Annotated in this window: 12 protein-coding genes; all 12 read left to right on the top strand. The window is 40.3% G+C overall.

Annotated features, from left to right (window positions below; translation table 11 throughout):
* The first annotated feature begins 116 nt into the window (after positions 1–116).
* Positions 117–599: a hypothetical protein gene (locus tag QF041_RS11220; RefSeq protein ID WP_307414110.1), complete on the top strand. Its 483-nt coding sequence runs from the start codon at positions 117–119 to the stop codon at positions 597–599.
* Complete coding sequence (locus QF041_RS11215; protein WP_307414108.1) at positions 599–1,315, top strand: hypothetical protein; 717 nt, start codon at positions 599–601, stop codon at positions 1,313–1,315. The genes QF041_RS11220 and QF041_RS11215 overlap by 1 nt, the downstream gene beginning before the upstream one ends.
* A 55-nt stretch (positions 1,316–1,370) precedes the next feature.
* A complete protein-coding gene (locus QF041_RS11210) occupies positions 1,371–2,114 on the top strand; it encodes a hypothetical protein (RefSeq protein ID WP_307414106.1) in 744 nt (247 codons plus the stop codon).
* Positions 2,115–2,369: 255 nt separating this feature from the next.
* Positions 2,370–2,852 (top strand): hypothetical protein, encoded by a 483-nt coding sequence (locus QF041_RS11205; protein WP_307414104.1) that lies wholly within the window; start codon positions 2,370–2,372, stop codon positions 2,850–2,852.
* A gap of 29 nt (positions 2,853–2,881) precedes the next feature.
* Positions 2,882–3,292, top strand: coding sequence for a hypothetical protein (locus QF041_RS11200; protein WP_307414102.1), 411 nt, complete (start codon positions 2,882–2,884; stop codon positions 3,290–3,292).
* Between the two features lie 50 nt (positions 3,293–3,342).
* Positions 3,343–9,894, top strand: a complete 6,552-nt coding sequence (locus tag QF041_RS11195) for a phage tail tape measure protein (protein ID WP_307414100.1) — start codon at positions 3,343–3,345, stop codon at positions 9,892–9,894.
* Positions 9,895–9,945: 51 nt separating this feature from the next.
* Positions 9,946–13,398, top strand: coding sequence for a phage tail spike protein (locus tag QF041_RS11190; RefSeq protein ID WP_483874687.1), 3,453 nt, complete (start codon positions 9,946–9,948; stop codon positions 13,396–13,398).
* 19 nt (positions 13,399–13,417) lie between these two features.
* Complete coding sequence (locus QF041_RS11185) at positions 13,418–14,035, top strand: distal tail protein Dit (protein WP_307414096.1); 618 nt, start codon at positions 13,418–13,420, stop codon at positions 14,033–14,035.
* A 19-nt stretch (positions 14,036–14,054) separates the two neighbouring features.
* The gene (locus tag QF041_RS11180; protein WP_307414094.1) at positions 14,055–14,690 is read left to right on the top strand and encodes a hypothetical protein; all 636 of its coding nucleotides are present in this window, start codon (positions 14,055–14,057) and stop codon (positions 14,688–14,690) included.
* Between the two features lie 8 nt (positions 14,691–14,698).
* Positions 14,699–15,340, top strand: a complete 642-nt coding sequence (locus tag QF041_RS11175; protein ID WP_307414091.1) for a phage tail family protein — start codon at positions 14,699–14,701, stop codon at positions 15,338–15,340.
* A gap of 8 nt (positions 15,341–15,348) precedes the next feature.
* A complete protein-coding gene (locus QF041_RS11170; RefSeq protein WP_307414089.1) occupies positions 15,349–15,837 on the top strand; it encodes a hypothetical protein in 489 nt (162 codons plus the stop codon).
* Between the two features lie 25 nt (positions 15,838–15,862).
* Positions 15,863–17,017 (top strand): hypothetical protein, encoded by a 1,155-nt coding sequence (locus QF041_RS11165; protein WP_307414087.1) that lies wholly within the window; start codon positions 15,863–15,865, stop codon positions 17,015–17,017.
* The last annotated feature ends 10 nt before the right edge of the window (positions 17,018–17,027 follow it).

Raw genomic sequence — 17,027 nt, 5'->3', positions numbered from 1 at the left:
ACCATTTAGGTAGAAGGGGGACGTTAATTGGAAATGAATCCTAGTTGCTCTGTCAAAATTTATTTTAAGCAGACACAAGTCAGGGCTGCTCCATCACTCAAAAAAGAAGGTGCTGTATGGTTCGATCCACATTCATTCAATTAAGTAGCACGAGAGAAAAGATTATTGACAAGTTGCTGACGTCAAAGGATCTGATGAAGGCTGTTGCTTATGATACAGCGGATTATCTAGAACAATCCATTGTAGTTGATCCGAAACAATACATATACAAACGGATTTTCCCGCACCGATGCATTCCCGGTGAAAATGAAGATGTACTGAAAACTGTAGTTTCTATCTCGCTAGAGAATATTCTACCTGTTCAGCATCAGTATAAAGCGGGCATTCTGTGTTTTAATGTATACACTCATCGTCAGCTATGTCAGTCCAATAGTGAGCTGTTACGCACGGATTATATTATCAGTAAAATTGATGAACTTTTCGCCAGGAATCAAGATTTGGGCTTGGGACGATTGGAGTTTTATAAGATGGATGTTCTGGATATAAACTCTAACTACTATGGGGATAGCATTGCCTATCGCATGCTGGATTTTGCTTGATGAATGTACAGTACATCAAATTAAGAACGCTGGCTAACAAGCCTATCGTATTTCAAGGTCTTAATATTTTTCCCAAGTCACTGGATGCAATCGTTGAAGAAGGATATGAGAACTTTAATGAAAAGCTAAATCTGGTCAGTCTTAGGATAGAGGATATTTATCCATCGCTTTCACTGAAAGAGTATGATGGTACGTTGATTGAACTACTATTGTACAGCAGGAACGAAAGCTTGGTTGCTACTTATCTGAATGCCTTTCATTATTTTCTTAACGTTGCCATTCAATTCAGTTATTCGGATTCATGTATTATGGCTGGTGACATCAGCTTGTCCTATCCGGATCTGGAACATATCGTCAAAATCATTCAGATTCAACATTGTGTAGTGACTAAGCAGGATGATGATTTCAATCCGCTCAATGAGCGAGCAAGTGCATTAAGAGAAAAGATGCTTGCACGAAAACGCAGAGTGCGTGAATTAAAAGAAAGTTCATCGTCGGAGGACGCTTTAACTTTTACCGATTTGATATCCATCTTGAGTTCTAACGCCAATGGAATCAACATTCTTAATGTATTTGATCTGAATTTCTTTCAATTCAATGATCAGTTTAATCGCATGAAGCTATTAGATGATTATGAAGTTAACATTCAGGCTTTATTGCATGGGGCGGATTCCAAAAGTATCAAGTTAAAACATTGGATTTCTCCATTAAATTAAAAAGCAGAGTTACCAATCAAATTAAACTATATAAAACTATCGGAGGTATTTTTTTATGAGCAGATATGGATCACGTGAAATTTTGGATGTAGTATTGAAAGATGTTAAGACTGGGGAACCGGTTGTCTATTTGGAAAGTTTGACGACATCGTCGATGGAGTTTGCTGGACAGACCGTATATGCACGTGGTGGAAAAGGGCATCCGAAGCTAATTGGCTGGGATTCCGAGAAAGATGTAACCATGACAATGGAAGATGCTTTGATCTCCAAAGAATCCCTCGCTGTTCTTACAGGATCTAAATTTGTAAAAGGAACTAAACCTGTGCATAAAAAAGAGGTTCTTGAAGTGGCTAAGACAGGAGAAATCAAACTTAGTCATGCCCCACTTACATCCAAGTTGGCGCATTTCTTCAAAACATCAAACGGATCATCTATGGATGCCAAACTCACTGCATCTCCTATTACAGGTACTACTGTGACATTTACGGAACCCACTCTCAATGAGGGAGATAAAGTTATTGCTGATTATTACTATGCAGCGCCAGATACTACGCAAAGTATGACGGTTGCTTCGGATGTGTTCCCAGGAACATACCTTCTTGAAGGCACGACTAACTGGAAGAATGAAGATGGCTTCGACGTGGAGGCTGTGTACACTATTCCTAAGCTGAAAGTCATGCCTGGATTTTCGATTGGTATGGCATCAACGGGCGATCCGCAACCATTTACATTTACTTGTGAAGTGCTGAAGGATACGCATTCCAAAGCCATGGTTGTTATCGACGTACTGGAAGACTAAAACTTAGATGCAAGGATGGGGCTGGACCTAGCATTGGTTCAGCCCTTTTCTGTGTTTATCCCAAGTAGCTTGAGCATTTTACAGAATTATATCACCTCGTCATATGCTTGAAATGTTGCGTGTCTTCATTCATGATCATGCGGCTTTTTCTATGTTTCGCCTGATATCATTAATAATTTGCTCAAGTACAGAGCCGTAATATCAGGGAATTCTCATGTTAATGGGACCATTAAATCAGAATCAGGAGTGATCATATTGACTACGACAAAAACAAAAAAATTAACGGCGGCAGCTTTAAGTACGCTAGATGCTAAAAACAATCAGCGCAAAACGATTTATGTAACAGACCAGCAGTATGAAGTCCAGATTCATACCTTTTTTCGGAAATCGCTAATTGATAATGTGAACACCAATTATTTATCTCTAATCGATCAACTTAGACAGAAAACAGATGTTACGGATCAAGTTATCAAAGATACAGTTGGGTTGTATAACACACTTCTTCTAAAAGAGTTCTCAGATCTTCCGATTCCTAGAAAGCTGGATGTGGAGAAACTCATCAAGGTAACCAACATGTTGCTAGATAACGGAATTATGGAAGAAGTACTAACACAGTTTCCGGATGTGGAACTTAGAAAACTTGAAGAACAGTTTAAGGCATTGCAAGAAAAAATGGCAGCAATGGTATCTGAGTTGGCCTTGACACGTGCACAACAATCAACAGATGAGATTATTTAACGAAATACATCTATAAAAGGAGAATACTCATGTTAGTGTTTTTGAAAGCAAATCTGGAAAAACACATTGTATTCCTTCACCAGCTCAAGCTGGAAGCCAAGGAAAGCCGTATACGGACTCGGTTTAAAAAACTATTGGTTGAACATTATCAGCAGTTTCATGAAGAAATGGAAGAGCTGAAAGATCAACACATGTTAAAGAATGAAGACGGCAGTTTTGCCATGAGAAATGGCAGCATGGTTCCACGAGACTCACTAATACTTCAAAAAGAGTTGCAGGAGTTACTGGAAGAGCAAGTGATGATCGAGTCAAATGCTGAACGTATGCCAATGTTACAAGCGATGTACCGAATCCTGCAGAATTGTTCATTGCAGTTGGAGGGAGAAACAGCGGATGTCTACGACCAACTGTGTGAACAGTTCGAACAATACGCACAATAGGGGCAATTCATTGAATTGCTCCTTTTTGTTATAAGAGGAGCGATGCATGAATGCAGAATGAACTGGATTTGAATATAAATACCAATCAAGTAATTACAGATCTGAATAAGGCCCTTCGAGAACTTTCAAATAAAATGAACAAACTTGAGGTCAAAGTAGATTTTGATCAAAGTTTTGTACAAGGAATCAACTCTTATGCAGAGGGCATGAACAGATTGAATCGTACCATGGTTCAGAATCAATTGATGATGCAAAGTTCAATGGATGAATATAAACGTATTCAGACGATTCAAGAACGTCAGCGCCATATGACGGATGCTGAGACAGCAGCTTATGAGAAACAACGAAAATCTATTAAACGTCTGGAACAAGAACTAGAAGGCTATACAGTGACCAAGAGTAAAGCAAACAAAAATCAATTAGGTGAAATTACCGGTTACTCTAAAACATATAAAAATGATGCAGGTCAACTTCTTACAGTGAATACTAATAATGACGGTGAAGTAAGAAATTACGATAAAGTGATGGAGCGTGTAGGTCAACAGCAACGTATCCTTAATCAACAAAACCGTTTGAACCAGCAACGTGAAATCATTCTCAGTGAAGAACAGGCCACGCGCAGAGCTTTGGAACAGCAAACAAGCCGAAACAACGAGTCCAAAGATCGAGCACATCAGCAAGCGCTACAACAGAATGCAAAAATGGATACAAACCTGCGTAATTCCATTAAGGAAACAGAAGAAAGAATCGCTCAGGCAAGTCAAAAATACAGTTTGAATGGAAGGGTATCCAATGGGTTAAGATCACTAAGCAATGAGATGCTGACGCTTAACTCATCCATGTCTACGGTTGGTTATAAAGCATCTGCGGAGCATTTAGCTAGAGTCAATGAGCAGCTTAAAGCAACGACGCGCTCGTCTTCTGCAGCAGGTGGAGAAATCAAAACCTTGGGTGAAGTTATGCAGGGTGCCTCAACCATGGCTGGGGGATGGATGAGAAATGTAACCTCATTGATTCAGCCCATGGATGTCTTAAGGAAAGCAGTTCAATCCATCATTCAAATGGATGGTCAGATGAATCAGTTAGGACGAACAATAGGGAAGTCATTCAACGAAGATCGAATGATGGATGGTAGTATCCATATTGCTCAATCTACGGGACGTAGCATGTCTGAGGTGAACGGGAATTTAATCGGCTTTGCCAATCAGGGATTTAACGAGTCAGATACACTGAGTCTTGGGAAAGCTGCAAGTGTGCTTCAGAATATATCCAACTTGACGCCAGGTGATTCGGTAAATACGCTTACTGGGGCAATGGCTGTATTTAACATCGAAGCTAATAAGAGTATGGGGATTGCAGATAAGCTCAAGGAGGTTAGTGGGAACTACGGTGTTTCAAGTAAGGATCTGGCATTATCCTTAACTTCAGCTGGCGCAGCAGCCAAATCCTTTGGAGTTTCGATTGAGGAGCTACTGGGAAATACAGCGGCTATTAGCAGTATTACTCGGGAAAGTGGAGATGTCGTCGGACGAGGACTGAAGGCGATATATACTAGAGTTGGCTCAGATGAACAATCTGCCGGGGCTCTACAATCCGTAGGGATCTCCAAAGCTGACAAAGATGTGATCACGGTACTGGATGAACTGGCGGGAAAATGGAATCAGTTAACGAAAGCTCAGCAACAAAATACGGCTTTCAGCTTGGCAGGACAAGATCAGACAACAACGTTCACTGCGTTGATGCAGAATTGGCAAACATCCGTGAATGCATCGGAATCAGCCCTTCATTCCCAAGGGGCGGCAATGAAAGATAATGAGCAATATATGGGGTCACTCGGCGCACGAATTCAAAATATGCAGACCGCTTGGGAGTCACTCACACTAGCACTGGGTAACGCATTAGTATCAGACAGCATTATCACCATTACTTCACTTGTTACCGGTTTACTGAACTGGATGGCACAACTAAATAGCAGCTTTGCATTATTTGGTCTCTTAGGCATGGCCGTAGGTTTGTTAAGCGCGTCTTTACGAATTTTAGTAATGGAGATTGCGAAGGCCGTTCTTGGTTTAATGGGAATTCCTGCTGCAACTATTGCAGCGAGTGCGGGTACCAAAGCGTTGAGCATGAGTCTTACTATATTAAAAAATTCTTTTAAGGCATTACTAGCTAGCACTGGTGTAGGACTTGTGTTTGCGCTAATTGGTACCGGTTTAGAGTGGTTAATGAATAAGTTCTCAAACGCGACTCAAGCCACCGAGGATTTTTCTGATAAAACAGAAGCGTTGAATCAGAAGGTATACGATCTCAATGGTTTGAAATCGTTATCAGCAGAGTATGAGGAACTCTCAAACCAGAGTTCGCTTAATTATGAAGAAAAAACAAGGCTTGCTCAACTTGAAAGTGAATTGTCTACCAGATACGGAATTACAACTCAGTCACTTAATGGTCAGACCAAATCTCTGAGTGAGAATACAGAAGCAATTAAAGGGAAAATCGAACAACTCGAGACAGAAATTGAGAACGAAAGATTCAAGGCTGAATTGGCATATAACAAACAGTCAAGGGACATTGAGGGAAGAATAACTGGTAATAAAGAAGAAATTAAAAACAAGGAAGAAGAAGTAAAGAAATACAAGTCTGACACCTATGATTATTGGCAAAATGAATTAAAGAAATATAATCGGATGGGTCCAGAAAATTATAATCAGACTGATTACAATAAGGCTGTAAATGAAAGTGAATTTGCTGCTCAAAAATATGAAGAATTGCGTCAAGAACTTGCCGATTTAAATCAAGAGTTCCAACAAGATATTAATATTAAAGCCGATGCGATCAAAGGAGCTTATCAGAGCTATATAGATCTACAAGAAGCAGAAGGGATAGAGGTTAAGGCATCAACCCGAAAGTTTGTCGATATCTATGTTGAAATGGCTGCTCAAAGTGAAGCTACAGCTACGGAAATTGGTGAAGATGCCAAAGAAATATTTAACGCTCTCCAGAATCAAGAATTTAAAACACCCGAAGAAGCGATGGCTTTTCTACAGCAGTTGCCTAACGTTGGTGATATGACTATTGATACGTTAAATAAAGTTAATCAAGCAATTGCGGAGATTAATTTAGCACCATTAGAGGAACCTATCAAGGTAAATACCGATTTAAGTAAATTCACCAGTGAGGTCAATAGTGTTACCTCGGAGATTGGCAAATTGAACTCTGTTATTCATGATCTATCCAAAGGGCAGTCTCTGTCTGCAGATGAGATGAATGCATTAATTCTGAAGTATCCCGAACTTGCTAAGCATGTGAAACAAACCAAAGATGGCTATACAATTGAAAAATCAGCATTGGAAAACTTGAAGAAAACCAAGGTTGATTATTTCAAAACATTAGAATTGCTAGGTCAAAATGAGCTGATTAATAATAACCAAGTACTGGCAAGTAAACTGAAAGCTTGGGGAATTGAAATCAAAGCCATTACGACGGTTGCGGAACTAAATGCCGCAAAAGCCCAAGTCAGGTTAAAACTGGCTGCAGACGTTGAAGTTGAGGATTACACAGGATTAGGAACTGAAAATCAGGGGATGCGTAACAAATTTAATAAGGATCTCCAGAATCTTGCAGCCCCTTATGAAGAATTTTTAGTAACTGTACATAACACAAATGCCACTATGAGTGCGTTGACATCATCACTGGATTCTTTGGGCATTAGTAATGAGAAAAACGCGGGGACCTCTGATAAGGCTGCAAACTCCGCCAAACAAGCCAATAACACATATACAGAAACCACGGAGGTTCTGACCGAACTTCAGAAACAAATTCAAGGTGTAGATAAATCCTTGGATGATCTTCACAACAGACAAAAGAATATGGAAACCAGTTCAGCTGCATATCGAAAATCTTTGATGGAAGAAAACTCTTTACTCGAACAGAAGAAAAACCTTATTGAGAAAGGTATACAGAACCCGGAGAAATTAGTATCTACCAAAATAAAAACAACCAAGCAATCAGAAGATGCAACATCTGAGAGCGTTTTTACTGCAGCGAAAACAACAGGTAGTTACGCAGGAAAATATGCTAACTATATTAACAAGTATGCTGAGCTGTATAAGGTCGACCCGAATATGATTGCGGCAATTATACAAACAGAGAGCAGATTCAAGCCTAATGCCATGTCTCCGGTAGGAGCATCAGGACTTATGCAGTTAATGCCTCCTACAGCCAAAGGATTAGGGGTAAAAAACAGTTTTGATCCTGAACAGAATATTAAAGGGGGAACCAAATACTTTTCGGATCTTCTAAAAATGTATAAAGGTAATGTTGAACATGCTCTGGCTGCGTATAATGCGGGTCCTGGGAATGTGAATAAATGGATTAATAATGGTGAAATACATAATATTCCTTTTTATGAGACGAAAAAATACGTTCCCAATGTACTTAATAACTATGCTTCTATTTCGGGAGTAGCATCTATAAACTCTGAATCATCCACCCCAAAAAGTAAAGGTAATACGTCCGTAATTGTACCAGCGACGTTAGATGAAAAGAATAAAGCAGTAGAAGAGAAGCAGAATGAATTAAAAGATATTTCTAACCTACAAAACGATAATCGGTACAAGCTAATCGATTCCTGGACTGAATATTACGAATTGGCAATCGATAAAGTACAGACAAAGATCGCAAAATCCACAAGTAAACAATCCATGTTATATATTAATTCTGATGAATGGCGCAAAGAAGAACAATCACAAATTAGTTATGTTGGTCAACAAATTAAATTGAGAGAGCAAGAGATAGCCAAGATTAAGCAACTGCTTAAAGATAAGAAAATAACTTCAGAAACGTATAATAAGCAAATTGCAGACCTGGAATCAAATAACGTAGAGGATGAATCTCAAATTTATGCTAAAAGAGAGAAAGTGATAGATTCATATATCGGAAGTTATAATGACAAGCTTTCGGAACAAGATCATCTAGTTTCTCTTTCAAATGCAAAATTGAAGACCATGACGGAAGGATCTGCAGAATATAATAAGGAACTTGCAAGCCAGATACCTTTTCTACAAGAGAAAAACCGTATCACAGAAGCAGAGATTAAATATGTTGAGCATCTACTTTCAGGTGGCAAATTAAACGCTGATCAGACCGTAAAATATACCAATATGCTGAAAGATTTAAACATAGCGCTAATAGACAACAATTCAGCGATGAGTGACGTAAATGAGAGATTAAAAGCCTTGCGTGAAAATGCCGCAGACAAAATTATTGAAGATTTCAAAAAAGTCATTGAGCAGCAGCGTGACTTTGCTATCGATGCCATTGATGAGCAGCGGAAGGCTGAAGACGAACGTCATAAAGAGCGAAATAAACATCTGGATGATGAGCAGAAGAAGTTCGAAACGCACATTAATGCACGGATAAAAGCACTGGATCGTGAAAATTCTTCTGTCGATTATGAGGAAGAGTTGACCAAGAAAAAGAACGAACGTCAGAAAATTGTGGACAAACTTAACGTTTTGTCTTTGGATAACTCCATGGAGGCTAAGGCAAAACGAAAAGATCTGACAGAGCAACTCTCAACCGTAGATGAAGAAATCGCTAAGTACGAACGTGATCGTGAAAGAGAACTTGTTAAGCAGGGACTACAAGACCAACTTGATGATCATAAGAACTACACAGATAAGCTAAAAGAAGAAGATAGCGATCTTCATGAGGCAACGCTAGCTAATCTGGATGATGAGAAGAAGAAAACAGAACGTTACTACAAGGACATCCTTGAGGACCAAAAGTATTTTTATGATTTGAAGCAAGGATTGATGAGTAATGATGCTGCAGTCGTCAGTGCAAAATTAACCGAAATAGGAGACAGGTATAACGAATTATTTGCTAGCATTAAGCAGCATGCCTTTGAAACCTCTCAAGAAATGCAGAACATGACGTACAACTTTCAGCAATCGATGGAAGGCATAGGGAAATTTAAAGCAGGAGACTATTCATCATCCGATTCAGGATCACAGGGTAACAATAATAGTGGATCAGCCAATGAATTTAAAATTCAAGGCACGATGGAAACAAGAAAAGCATGGACACATTATTTGAGTAATAAGGATCAAGCTGAAAAAATCCGAAAAGAAATGTCTTTATATAATACAGACTCATATAAATATCAGCAACTGGAGAAGGATTTCAAAAAACTGCAACAGGAGAACCAGGGATACCGGGACAAATATAAATTTCCTGACAATAGCTTTGCGGAACTGGCTAAGCTAAATATCTTTTCAGCGAATACTGGTGGTATGACTCCGTCGTTTGCAGGAGGAAAATTCTTGCTTGCCCATGAGAAAGAGTTGATTCTGAATCAATCGGATACATCCAATCTTCTGAAGATTGTAGATGTAGTTCGGGGGATCACAGATCGAATCAAAACCGGTCTTGATTTCAGTACATTCAAATTTTCTGAGAATAGAGTTGCCGGAAATACGGATAACCGAATCCAGATTGATAAAGTTGAAATTATGGCTAAAGATAACGATACCGGAATGAACTTGCTTGGGAAATTCGAAGAAGCGTTGAATAACAAATTAAAGTGGAGAACCATTTAGGGAAGGGCAGAAGCCCTTCCTTTTTATATTTGGAGAAAGGAGTGAAGCCGAATGCCAGGTGTTATAGATTATCTTAGAAAGCCTATACAGCCCCAATATTTTTTAGCAAAACCGAATCGGGAGATCATTAGCAAAATGAGTGAGATTTGTCATGACTCCATGAGTTTACGCTTAAATGATGTTAGCGAGTTATCGTTCTCTATACCGTACCAGCTGGATATTGCCCATGTCTTGCGCAGAAACAAAAATGTAGATCTGATCAAAGAACGATATTTAATAAAAATGGTGCAAGGTACCAAGATAGAGTGGTTTACGGTAAATAGCCTAGGGGATGATCTGGGTGATGCGGACATGCTAAACGTCCGATGTTACTCACTAGCCAGGGAATTGTCAGACAAGCGTATCCATAGTTATTTTGCAGAATCGTATCATGCAGAACAAGTGCTGACGGAACTGCTGGCCAACACGCTTTGGAACATTGATTACCTGGATGCCGATTTTAAATTAAGTTACAGGACATTCGATTTTTCATCTAACAGTGTGCTTGAGGCTGTATTCTCGGTAGCAGAGACATATAACGCGATTGTTCATTTTAATACAGAAAAACGACTAATCAGTATGACCAAGCCAGAACTAACGGGAATTAATCGAGGACTCACCGTAGGTTATGGGAAATTGTTAAAAAGCATGAATCGAGAGACAAGTGCTGAGGAAATGGTTACGAGATTATATGCCAGTGGCAGAGATGGTTTAGGAATTCAGAAAGTGAATCCTACAGGACAAAATTATATTGAGAATTTTGGATACTGGTTGTATCCGTTTGAACGCGATTCTTCTCGTAAAGTCATTACTTCAAGTCTTTGGATGTCTGATGGACTATGCCATGCTTTACTTGATTACAATAACCTAGTTGAGTCTAACAAGGAGAAATTCAATCAGTATCTGGCTCAGCTTCAACAGTATGAAAAGGATCTGATTCCATTACAGATTGATCTGAACAAGTTGCAAAACGACGAGGCTGTTTTGGAGGAAGTGACACTTTCCCAACAGTTTGCTGATAAAATGTTTTTTGAAAAATATACTCATTCGGGCAACTCATCTCGAACGTTTCAACTTAACTCAGATTATGCATATGCTGTCATGATAAGACTTGAGCCTGCTGCTGGAGTATCCATTTCAGTGAATGGAACATGGGTCAATACAGTATCTGGAAAATGGACGATGCTAACCAGATCTAAGGGAACTGACTCGGTTACAGTGAGTTTAAACGGGGGTGCAGCAAGTTGCTTCATTCAGGTAAACACCATAAGCCTTGGTGAATACGATACCTCTTCCAATGAAGCTATCATTGTGGATCGATATAGTTTGGATCAGAAAAAGAACCAGATCTCCCTGAAAGAGGTCGAAATCTCAAACCTGAATAGCAAGATTATAGCGGTTAAGCAACAAATTACACAGCTACAGACCTTATTAACGGCCGAGAACAACTTTTCCTCAGAGCAGTTACAGGAGCTCAACTACTTTGTTATTGAACGAGAATTTAATGAAGACAAGTACATTGATGAAAAGGATCTGTACGAGGCAGCTCTCGAAAAATTCAGGGAACTACAGGTACCTCAACTATCTGTGGATATAGATATTGTTAACTTTCTGGAGATTGTGGAGGAGCAGCTTAATTGGGATAAACTCAATCTTGGGGATTATGTCAATGTGAAATATGAATCAGTTGGTATTAAGGTGACCGCCCGTATTAGTGAGATTCAATATAACTATGATTCGTCTTCCATCAGTCTAACGTTATCCAACATTAAAAATGTAAATGATGAATCTACCCGCATTGAGAAGTTTCTAAATGAAACCAAGAACACCTCGATCATTGTTGATACCAATAAGATAAAATGGGGTCAAGCTGTTGTTGATTCATCTGATATGAGCAAGCTGTTCGACCGATTCTGGAATAAGGTTACAAATGAAATTAATATGTCCATTAACAACACAGTGGATATTAACAACAAGGGGATTACCATTACTGATCCGGATGATCCATTACGTTTTCTACGTTTGACAAATGGTGCACTGGGCCTGACACGATCAGGGGGGCTGAGATATGAAACGGCCATTACGGCAGATGGACTGATTGCTGAAATGGTGCTGGGCAAGATCATTCTGGGTCAGCGGGTTGTGATAGGGGATACAACAGGTGTGTTTACCATTGAGGGGTCCAGATTGATGATCGATGACCGTTGTGGACGTGAAGTCGTTAAGCTCGGATTGCTATCGGAGCAACCGGATAGTTTTGGATTTTTCCTGAACAGGTACGGTTCATCTAACTGTAATGATACGACCAAAGTTAATCGCGTTTCTATGACAGCGGATGAAGGATTCATTATCGAACGTTTTCGTAACGGGATTGCAGATAAAACATTCGGTACTTCGCTTGATGGTGATCTGTTTGTCAAAGCTGGCGTGGATGATCAGGTCTTTACAATAGATAAAAATGGTTTAGCTCTCGGGTCCAGTGTATGGGCGAGGGCTCCTTTTCATGCGGATTATTACGGAAATGTTTGGATGAATAAACTCTATGCAGATTCAGCAGAGATTCAAAACTCTTTGTTCAAAGATGGCCAGATCGAAGGATCATCATTAACCTTGCGAGATGGAGCAGGTGTGATGAAAATGTTCCCATTGAAAGGATTCTGGGCTGGCGCAGAAGAGTTTGAAGATGCTGTTGCATCCATTGCCATGGACGGTACTGCTAAATTCAAAAAGCTGAAGATAACGGATAATCAAAACACGCTGTTGATTGATTCGGAGCAACGTAAGATATTCATGAATCAATGGGACATTGTTGGTGCGGGAGCGATCGATGCAGAACTGATCGCAGCAACGATGGTTACTGCAGAGGATGGTTTCATAAGTTCAATCGTTTCTGGCAAAGTTTCAACTTTGACGCGCGCAGCAGTACAAGGATGGTCCAACTACATCAAGATTGAAGGGAAAGAGTTAACCTTTCTGACGAGTATGGTTGAGGCGGGAACGGGTACGCATAAAGCGTTATCAGATGGGCGTAAGTTATATTGGCGTAATGCCAGTCAATCTGGTGAAATGACAACAGATGTAACCAGCTGGCCAGTGATGGTCTATGGAATGACAGACAAGACCAAAATGAAGCTGTATTTTGAAGGAGATGGACAGACGGCCTATCCGATTATCAGTATGGGTGAGGGAGACGCAAGGCAATATGGTAAAGGTCTAATAACCAAACCCAATGGGTCCCTCGAACTGTTATATTCGGCACAATCCAATGGAAGAGGAAGAAGTCTGAAATTCATGGATGACAAAGTGGTTATGGAGTCTGAATCCGGACCAGTTGAAGTAAGTGGCAAAGAAATTATTTTCAAAACAGAAGCTGGTTCAACCATTCATATGAAAAACGATGGTGATATTGAAATCAAAGCTAATCGCAATATTAAAATTAACGGCCAACGTATAGACCTGAATTAACAGTATATCTGGAAAGGAGGTGATTACGATAACCATTCGGGATGCACTATATTTTTCGTATGCAGGCCAAAAATCTGTGGATTTTGGCATCATTAACGTCAATCTTAGCAGTGGTATGTTGGAAGAAAACTTTGCTCCTTCCCGGAGTATTGTAGAAGAGAAGATCAAGGGAAGGGATCAACCTTATTTTATGAGAACTGAGGTTGAACCGCTACAATTCTCGGTCTCTTTTGCATTTGAAGAGAGTTGGGACTCAGACAAGATCAGGGAAGTGGCGAGATGGTTAACGCAGCATGACTATTATCAGGAATTAACATTTACTACCGAGGAAGGGGTGAATCCTGAAAGGATTTTTTATGCACTCGTTGTAGATGAAGCAACACTGATACACAATGGACTGAGGCAAGGTTACATTACATTGACGTTCAGGTGTGATTCACCGTATGCCTACTCCCCGGTAATGACAACGCGAACGTATGAATGGAAAGACCGGATCTATGAGTGGAAACCGACTTTTCAAACAGGGATAGATTCCAAATCGGTGATTGTGAATTCAGAAGGTCATCTCACCTTAAATACGAACCGACCTAAATGGAGCGATTACCCCAAATATACAACATGGATTGAACTGAACTGAATTCGGGAAGGAGAGAATTATGTCAACCAATACATCCAAGCTTCAATTAAAAATACCAGCGTTTACAGATGAGATTGAGAACACCATTCGAGATTTGGGTGAAAACTTTCAAAAGTTGGACCAGATATCCGATGACTTTGTTACAGACATCCCTATCCGCGGAGACTATCTGCAAAATGCGACATTACGTAATGCCAACTGCGTATATGGCAGTTATTACGGCTGGGTAAATACACGTTCTGGTAAAGCTGCTCCCGAATGGGAGAGTGTGCATTCTTACAAAAATGGAGATTACATCGTGCCAACGGTGGATAATGGTCATGTGTATCAATGCATCCAGTCCGGTTACTCCGGTTATCGGGAACCTGTTTTCCCAATATCAGAAGGGTCCGAATTTCAGGATATTCGGGCAACGAGTCAGTGGGCTTCAACCACCCTGTATCAGAAAAATGATATGGTGTTGCCTTCAATAGATAACGGCAGGTACTACATATGTATCCAGGCAGGAGAGTCCGGTGATCAAGAGCCAACTTGGACTACGATTGATGGAACAACAACGTATGATAAGAATGCAGTCTGGTCCACCCATCGAATCGCAAAATGGAAAGAAATCGGTTCAGCTGCCTGGTTTCGACCTTTTGGGAAGATTGAGTAGGTGTTTATATGGCTAATTGGCTGTCAGTAACACATCAAAAAGGTCATTATGTATCTCGTCCAATTCAGATTCCTATTGAATCGGGAGGCGTGTTTAGCCGGGTGAATTGGGTTAGTGAAGCTAGTTCGGAGAGTTCCAGAATTACCGTACAGACGAGACATTCAATGGATGGTATGGAATGGAGTTCTTGGGAAACGTGCATTAATGATGGAATTGTACCTGGACTGAGTGAAGACACAGCGGTCGATCAGCACCATTTTATGTATCGTGTCTTGTTTGATACAAATGACTTGAGTAAATCACCGAAATTGAAAGAAATCACTTTTTCGTTTGAACCGGTTCTTGTGCTGTTCAATAAAGGAGATCAGGTCTGTAAGCCTGAAATTTGGATTCACAAGCAAGGGAACGGTGACTTTCAGATTGACAATCAATCCCGGCATGCTGAAGAGTTTCGTTTCAAGAATCTGGTGCATGATGAGGAAGTGTATGTGGATAACGAGAGACAACATATAGAATCCTCTCTTCCTGTAACGTACAGATATAAGGATTTTAACGATCAATTTCTAAGTTTGTCTGTGGGGAAAAATATTTTGCGTGTTCGTGGAGATGCACGAATCCAGTTCAGATATCAATTCAAGTTGTTACAGTAGGAGGTTATATGACTGGAGTAGCTTATAACGGTTCAAGTGTAAGTCAGACAAGTAAAAGTGGGCATGTTACATACGACATTGAAAATTGGATAGAACCTTTTTGTAGAGTTAGGGACGAAGAAACAGGTTCATGCTTGGACTGGGGCGGTGGAATTTGGACTTCAGGTGGCAGTGGAAGCACCAATGCAGTCATAACCTCATCGGGGACAGCATCCAACTCCACGGTGTATGTGAACGGACGGGCAGTTACCTGTGTGAACGACCCTTCTCCAGATACATGGACCGCAAGTCCTGCTGTACCAACGAGTAATGGCTCAACAAGATATATTAACATACGACCCTCTACATCGGGCAGTGGACAGGGAAGAGTTGCATCAGGGAGTACGACCGTATTTGCAGGAGCTAAAGCCATTGGCAGTGTCAATTCAACAGTTACCACATCATTGGGGACTTCTGCCCGAATCACGACTGGAAGCAGCAATGTATATACAAACTGAGTATTAAACGAAAGGAGGTGAACTATTGTCAAATTTACATACACATATGCAGTATAATGATCCCCTCACAATTATTGCCCGCAAGGGGGATGCTGTAGATCCATTTGTGGATCGGACAGATTCGTTACCTGTCATTAATAGCATGATCACTTTACTTGAAATCCCTTCATCTACCGATAAGGTTGTTATTAGTGGTTTTGTTGAGATTGACCAACATGTATATGAGAAAAAACAGAAGTTGGCAGAGAATGAGTTTCTCGTTCATTATGGCATGGGTACCATTCAATTTCACCCTTCTCAAGAAGGGAGGGTTCATCTATGTCGCTATAAAGGTAGAGGACTCATTATGTATCCTGCTTCACGAATCTATGCAATGATTACACGTAATCCGGATGTTATCAAAACATTGCAAGATTTTATAGAAGAATCACAGCGTAAGCTGGATGAGACGCAGCTGGCGATGGAACGAGTAGAAGAAGTCATTCAGCAATCCATAGACCAGACAGGGCAAGCCCGGCGTGCCACGGATCATGCCAACCAGGCAGCAGATGAAGCGTTAGAAGCTGCTAATCGAGCCAAAGATGCCTATAAAACGACTCGACTCGTGTATAAAGGTCCGGTATCGGATCTTCGTGAACTGCGGGACACCTATCCTTTTCCTGAGACAGGCTGGACGGTCCAAACCTACAAGGATGGCAAAAGATATCGTTATGATGGAAACAACTGGATTGAAATTGATATATTTGGCCAGAATTTGCAGGTAGTTAATCCGTATAGAGATGGCTTAATGAGTGTAGCGGAGCATTTGAAGTTAAACGAAATTCCACTGGAAGTCCAAGACCGTGTAATTGTATTCTGCAAAGAGTCTTATGTCTTTCAGGAAGTCATAGGGGTTGTAGCTCCTTTCCCATTTCATGGAGAGATCCTGGATGTGAAGGGTTTTTGTGGTGTCTATGGAGAAACAGAAACAGAGATCAGAATTGAGAAATCCAGAGATCTAATCCACTGGGTGGATATCATGGACGCTCCATTGGAGTTTAATGCACTAGCTCATGTTGACAATAAAAAGGCAAAGTTTAGTAACAAACAAGTTTCGGCAGGGGATGTATTTCGGATTCAAATTATCAAAGCAGGACTTGATATTCAACATCTTACAATTCAATTAACCATAAGAACATAAAAAAAGGAGA

The sequence above is a fragment of the Paenibacillus sp. W2I17 genome (genome assembly GCF_030815985.1).
Lineage (GTDB): Bacteria > Bacillota > Bacilli > Paenibacillales > Paenibacillaceae > Paenibacillus.
This window is presented reverse-complemented; position numbering and strand designations above follow the sequence as displayed.

What these genes read in the sequence shown, in the direction of transcription:
- QF041_RS11220 (WP_307414110.1), top strand. Translation starts at nt 117, where the DNA reads ATGGTTCGATCCACATTCATTCAATTAAGTAGCACGAGAGAAAAGATT.
- QF041_RS11215 (WP_307414108.1), top strand. Translation starts at nt 599, where the DNA reads ATGAATGTACAGTACATCAAATTAAGAACGCTGGCTAACAAGCCTATC.
- QF041_RS11210 (WP_307414106.1), top strand. Translation starts at nt 1,371, where the DNA reads ATGAGCAGATATGGATCACGTGAAATTTTGGATGTAGTATTGAAAGAT.
- QF041_RS11200 (WP_307414102.1), top strand. Translation starts at nt 2,882, where the DNA reads ATGTTAGTGTTTTTGAAAGCAAATCTGGAAAAACACATTGTATTCCTT.
- QF041_RS11195 (WP_307414100.1), top strand. Translation starts at nt 3,343, where the DNA reads ATGCAGAATGAACTGGATTTGAATATAAATACCAATCAAGTAATTACA.
- QF041_RS11190 (WP_483874687.1), top strand. Translation starts at nt 9,946, where the DNA reads ATGCCAGGTGTTATAGATTATCTTAGAAAGCCTATACAGCCCCAATAT.
- QF041_RS11180 (WP_307414094.1), top strand. Translation starts at nt 14,055, where the DNA reads ATGTCAACCAATACATCCAAGCTTCAATTAAAAATACCAGCGTTTACA.
- QF041_RS11175 (WP_307414091.1), top strand. Translation starts at nt 14,699, where the DNA reads ATGGCTAATTGGCTGTCAGTAACACATCAAAAAGGTCATTATGTATCT.
- QF041_RS11170 (WP_307414089.1), top strand. Translation starts at nt 15,349, where the DNA reads ATGACTGGAGTAGCTTATAACGGTTCAAGTGTAAGTCAGACAAGTAAA.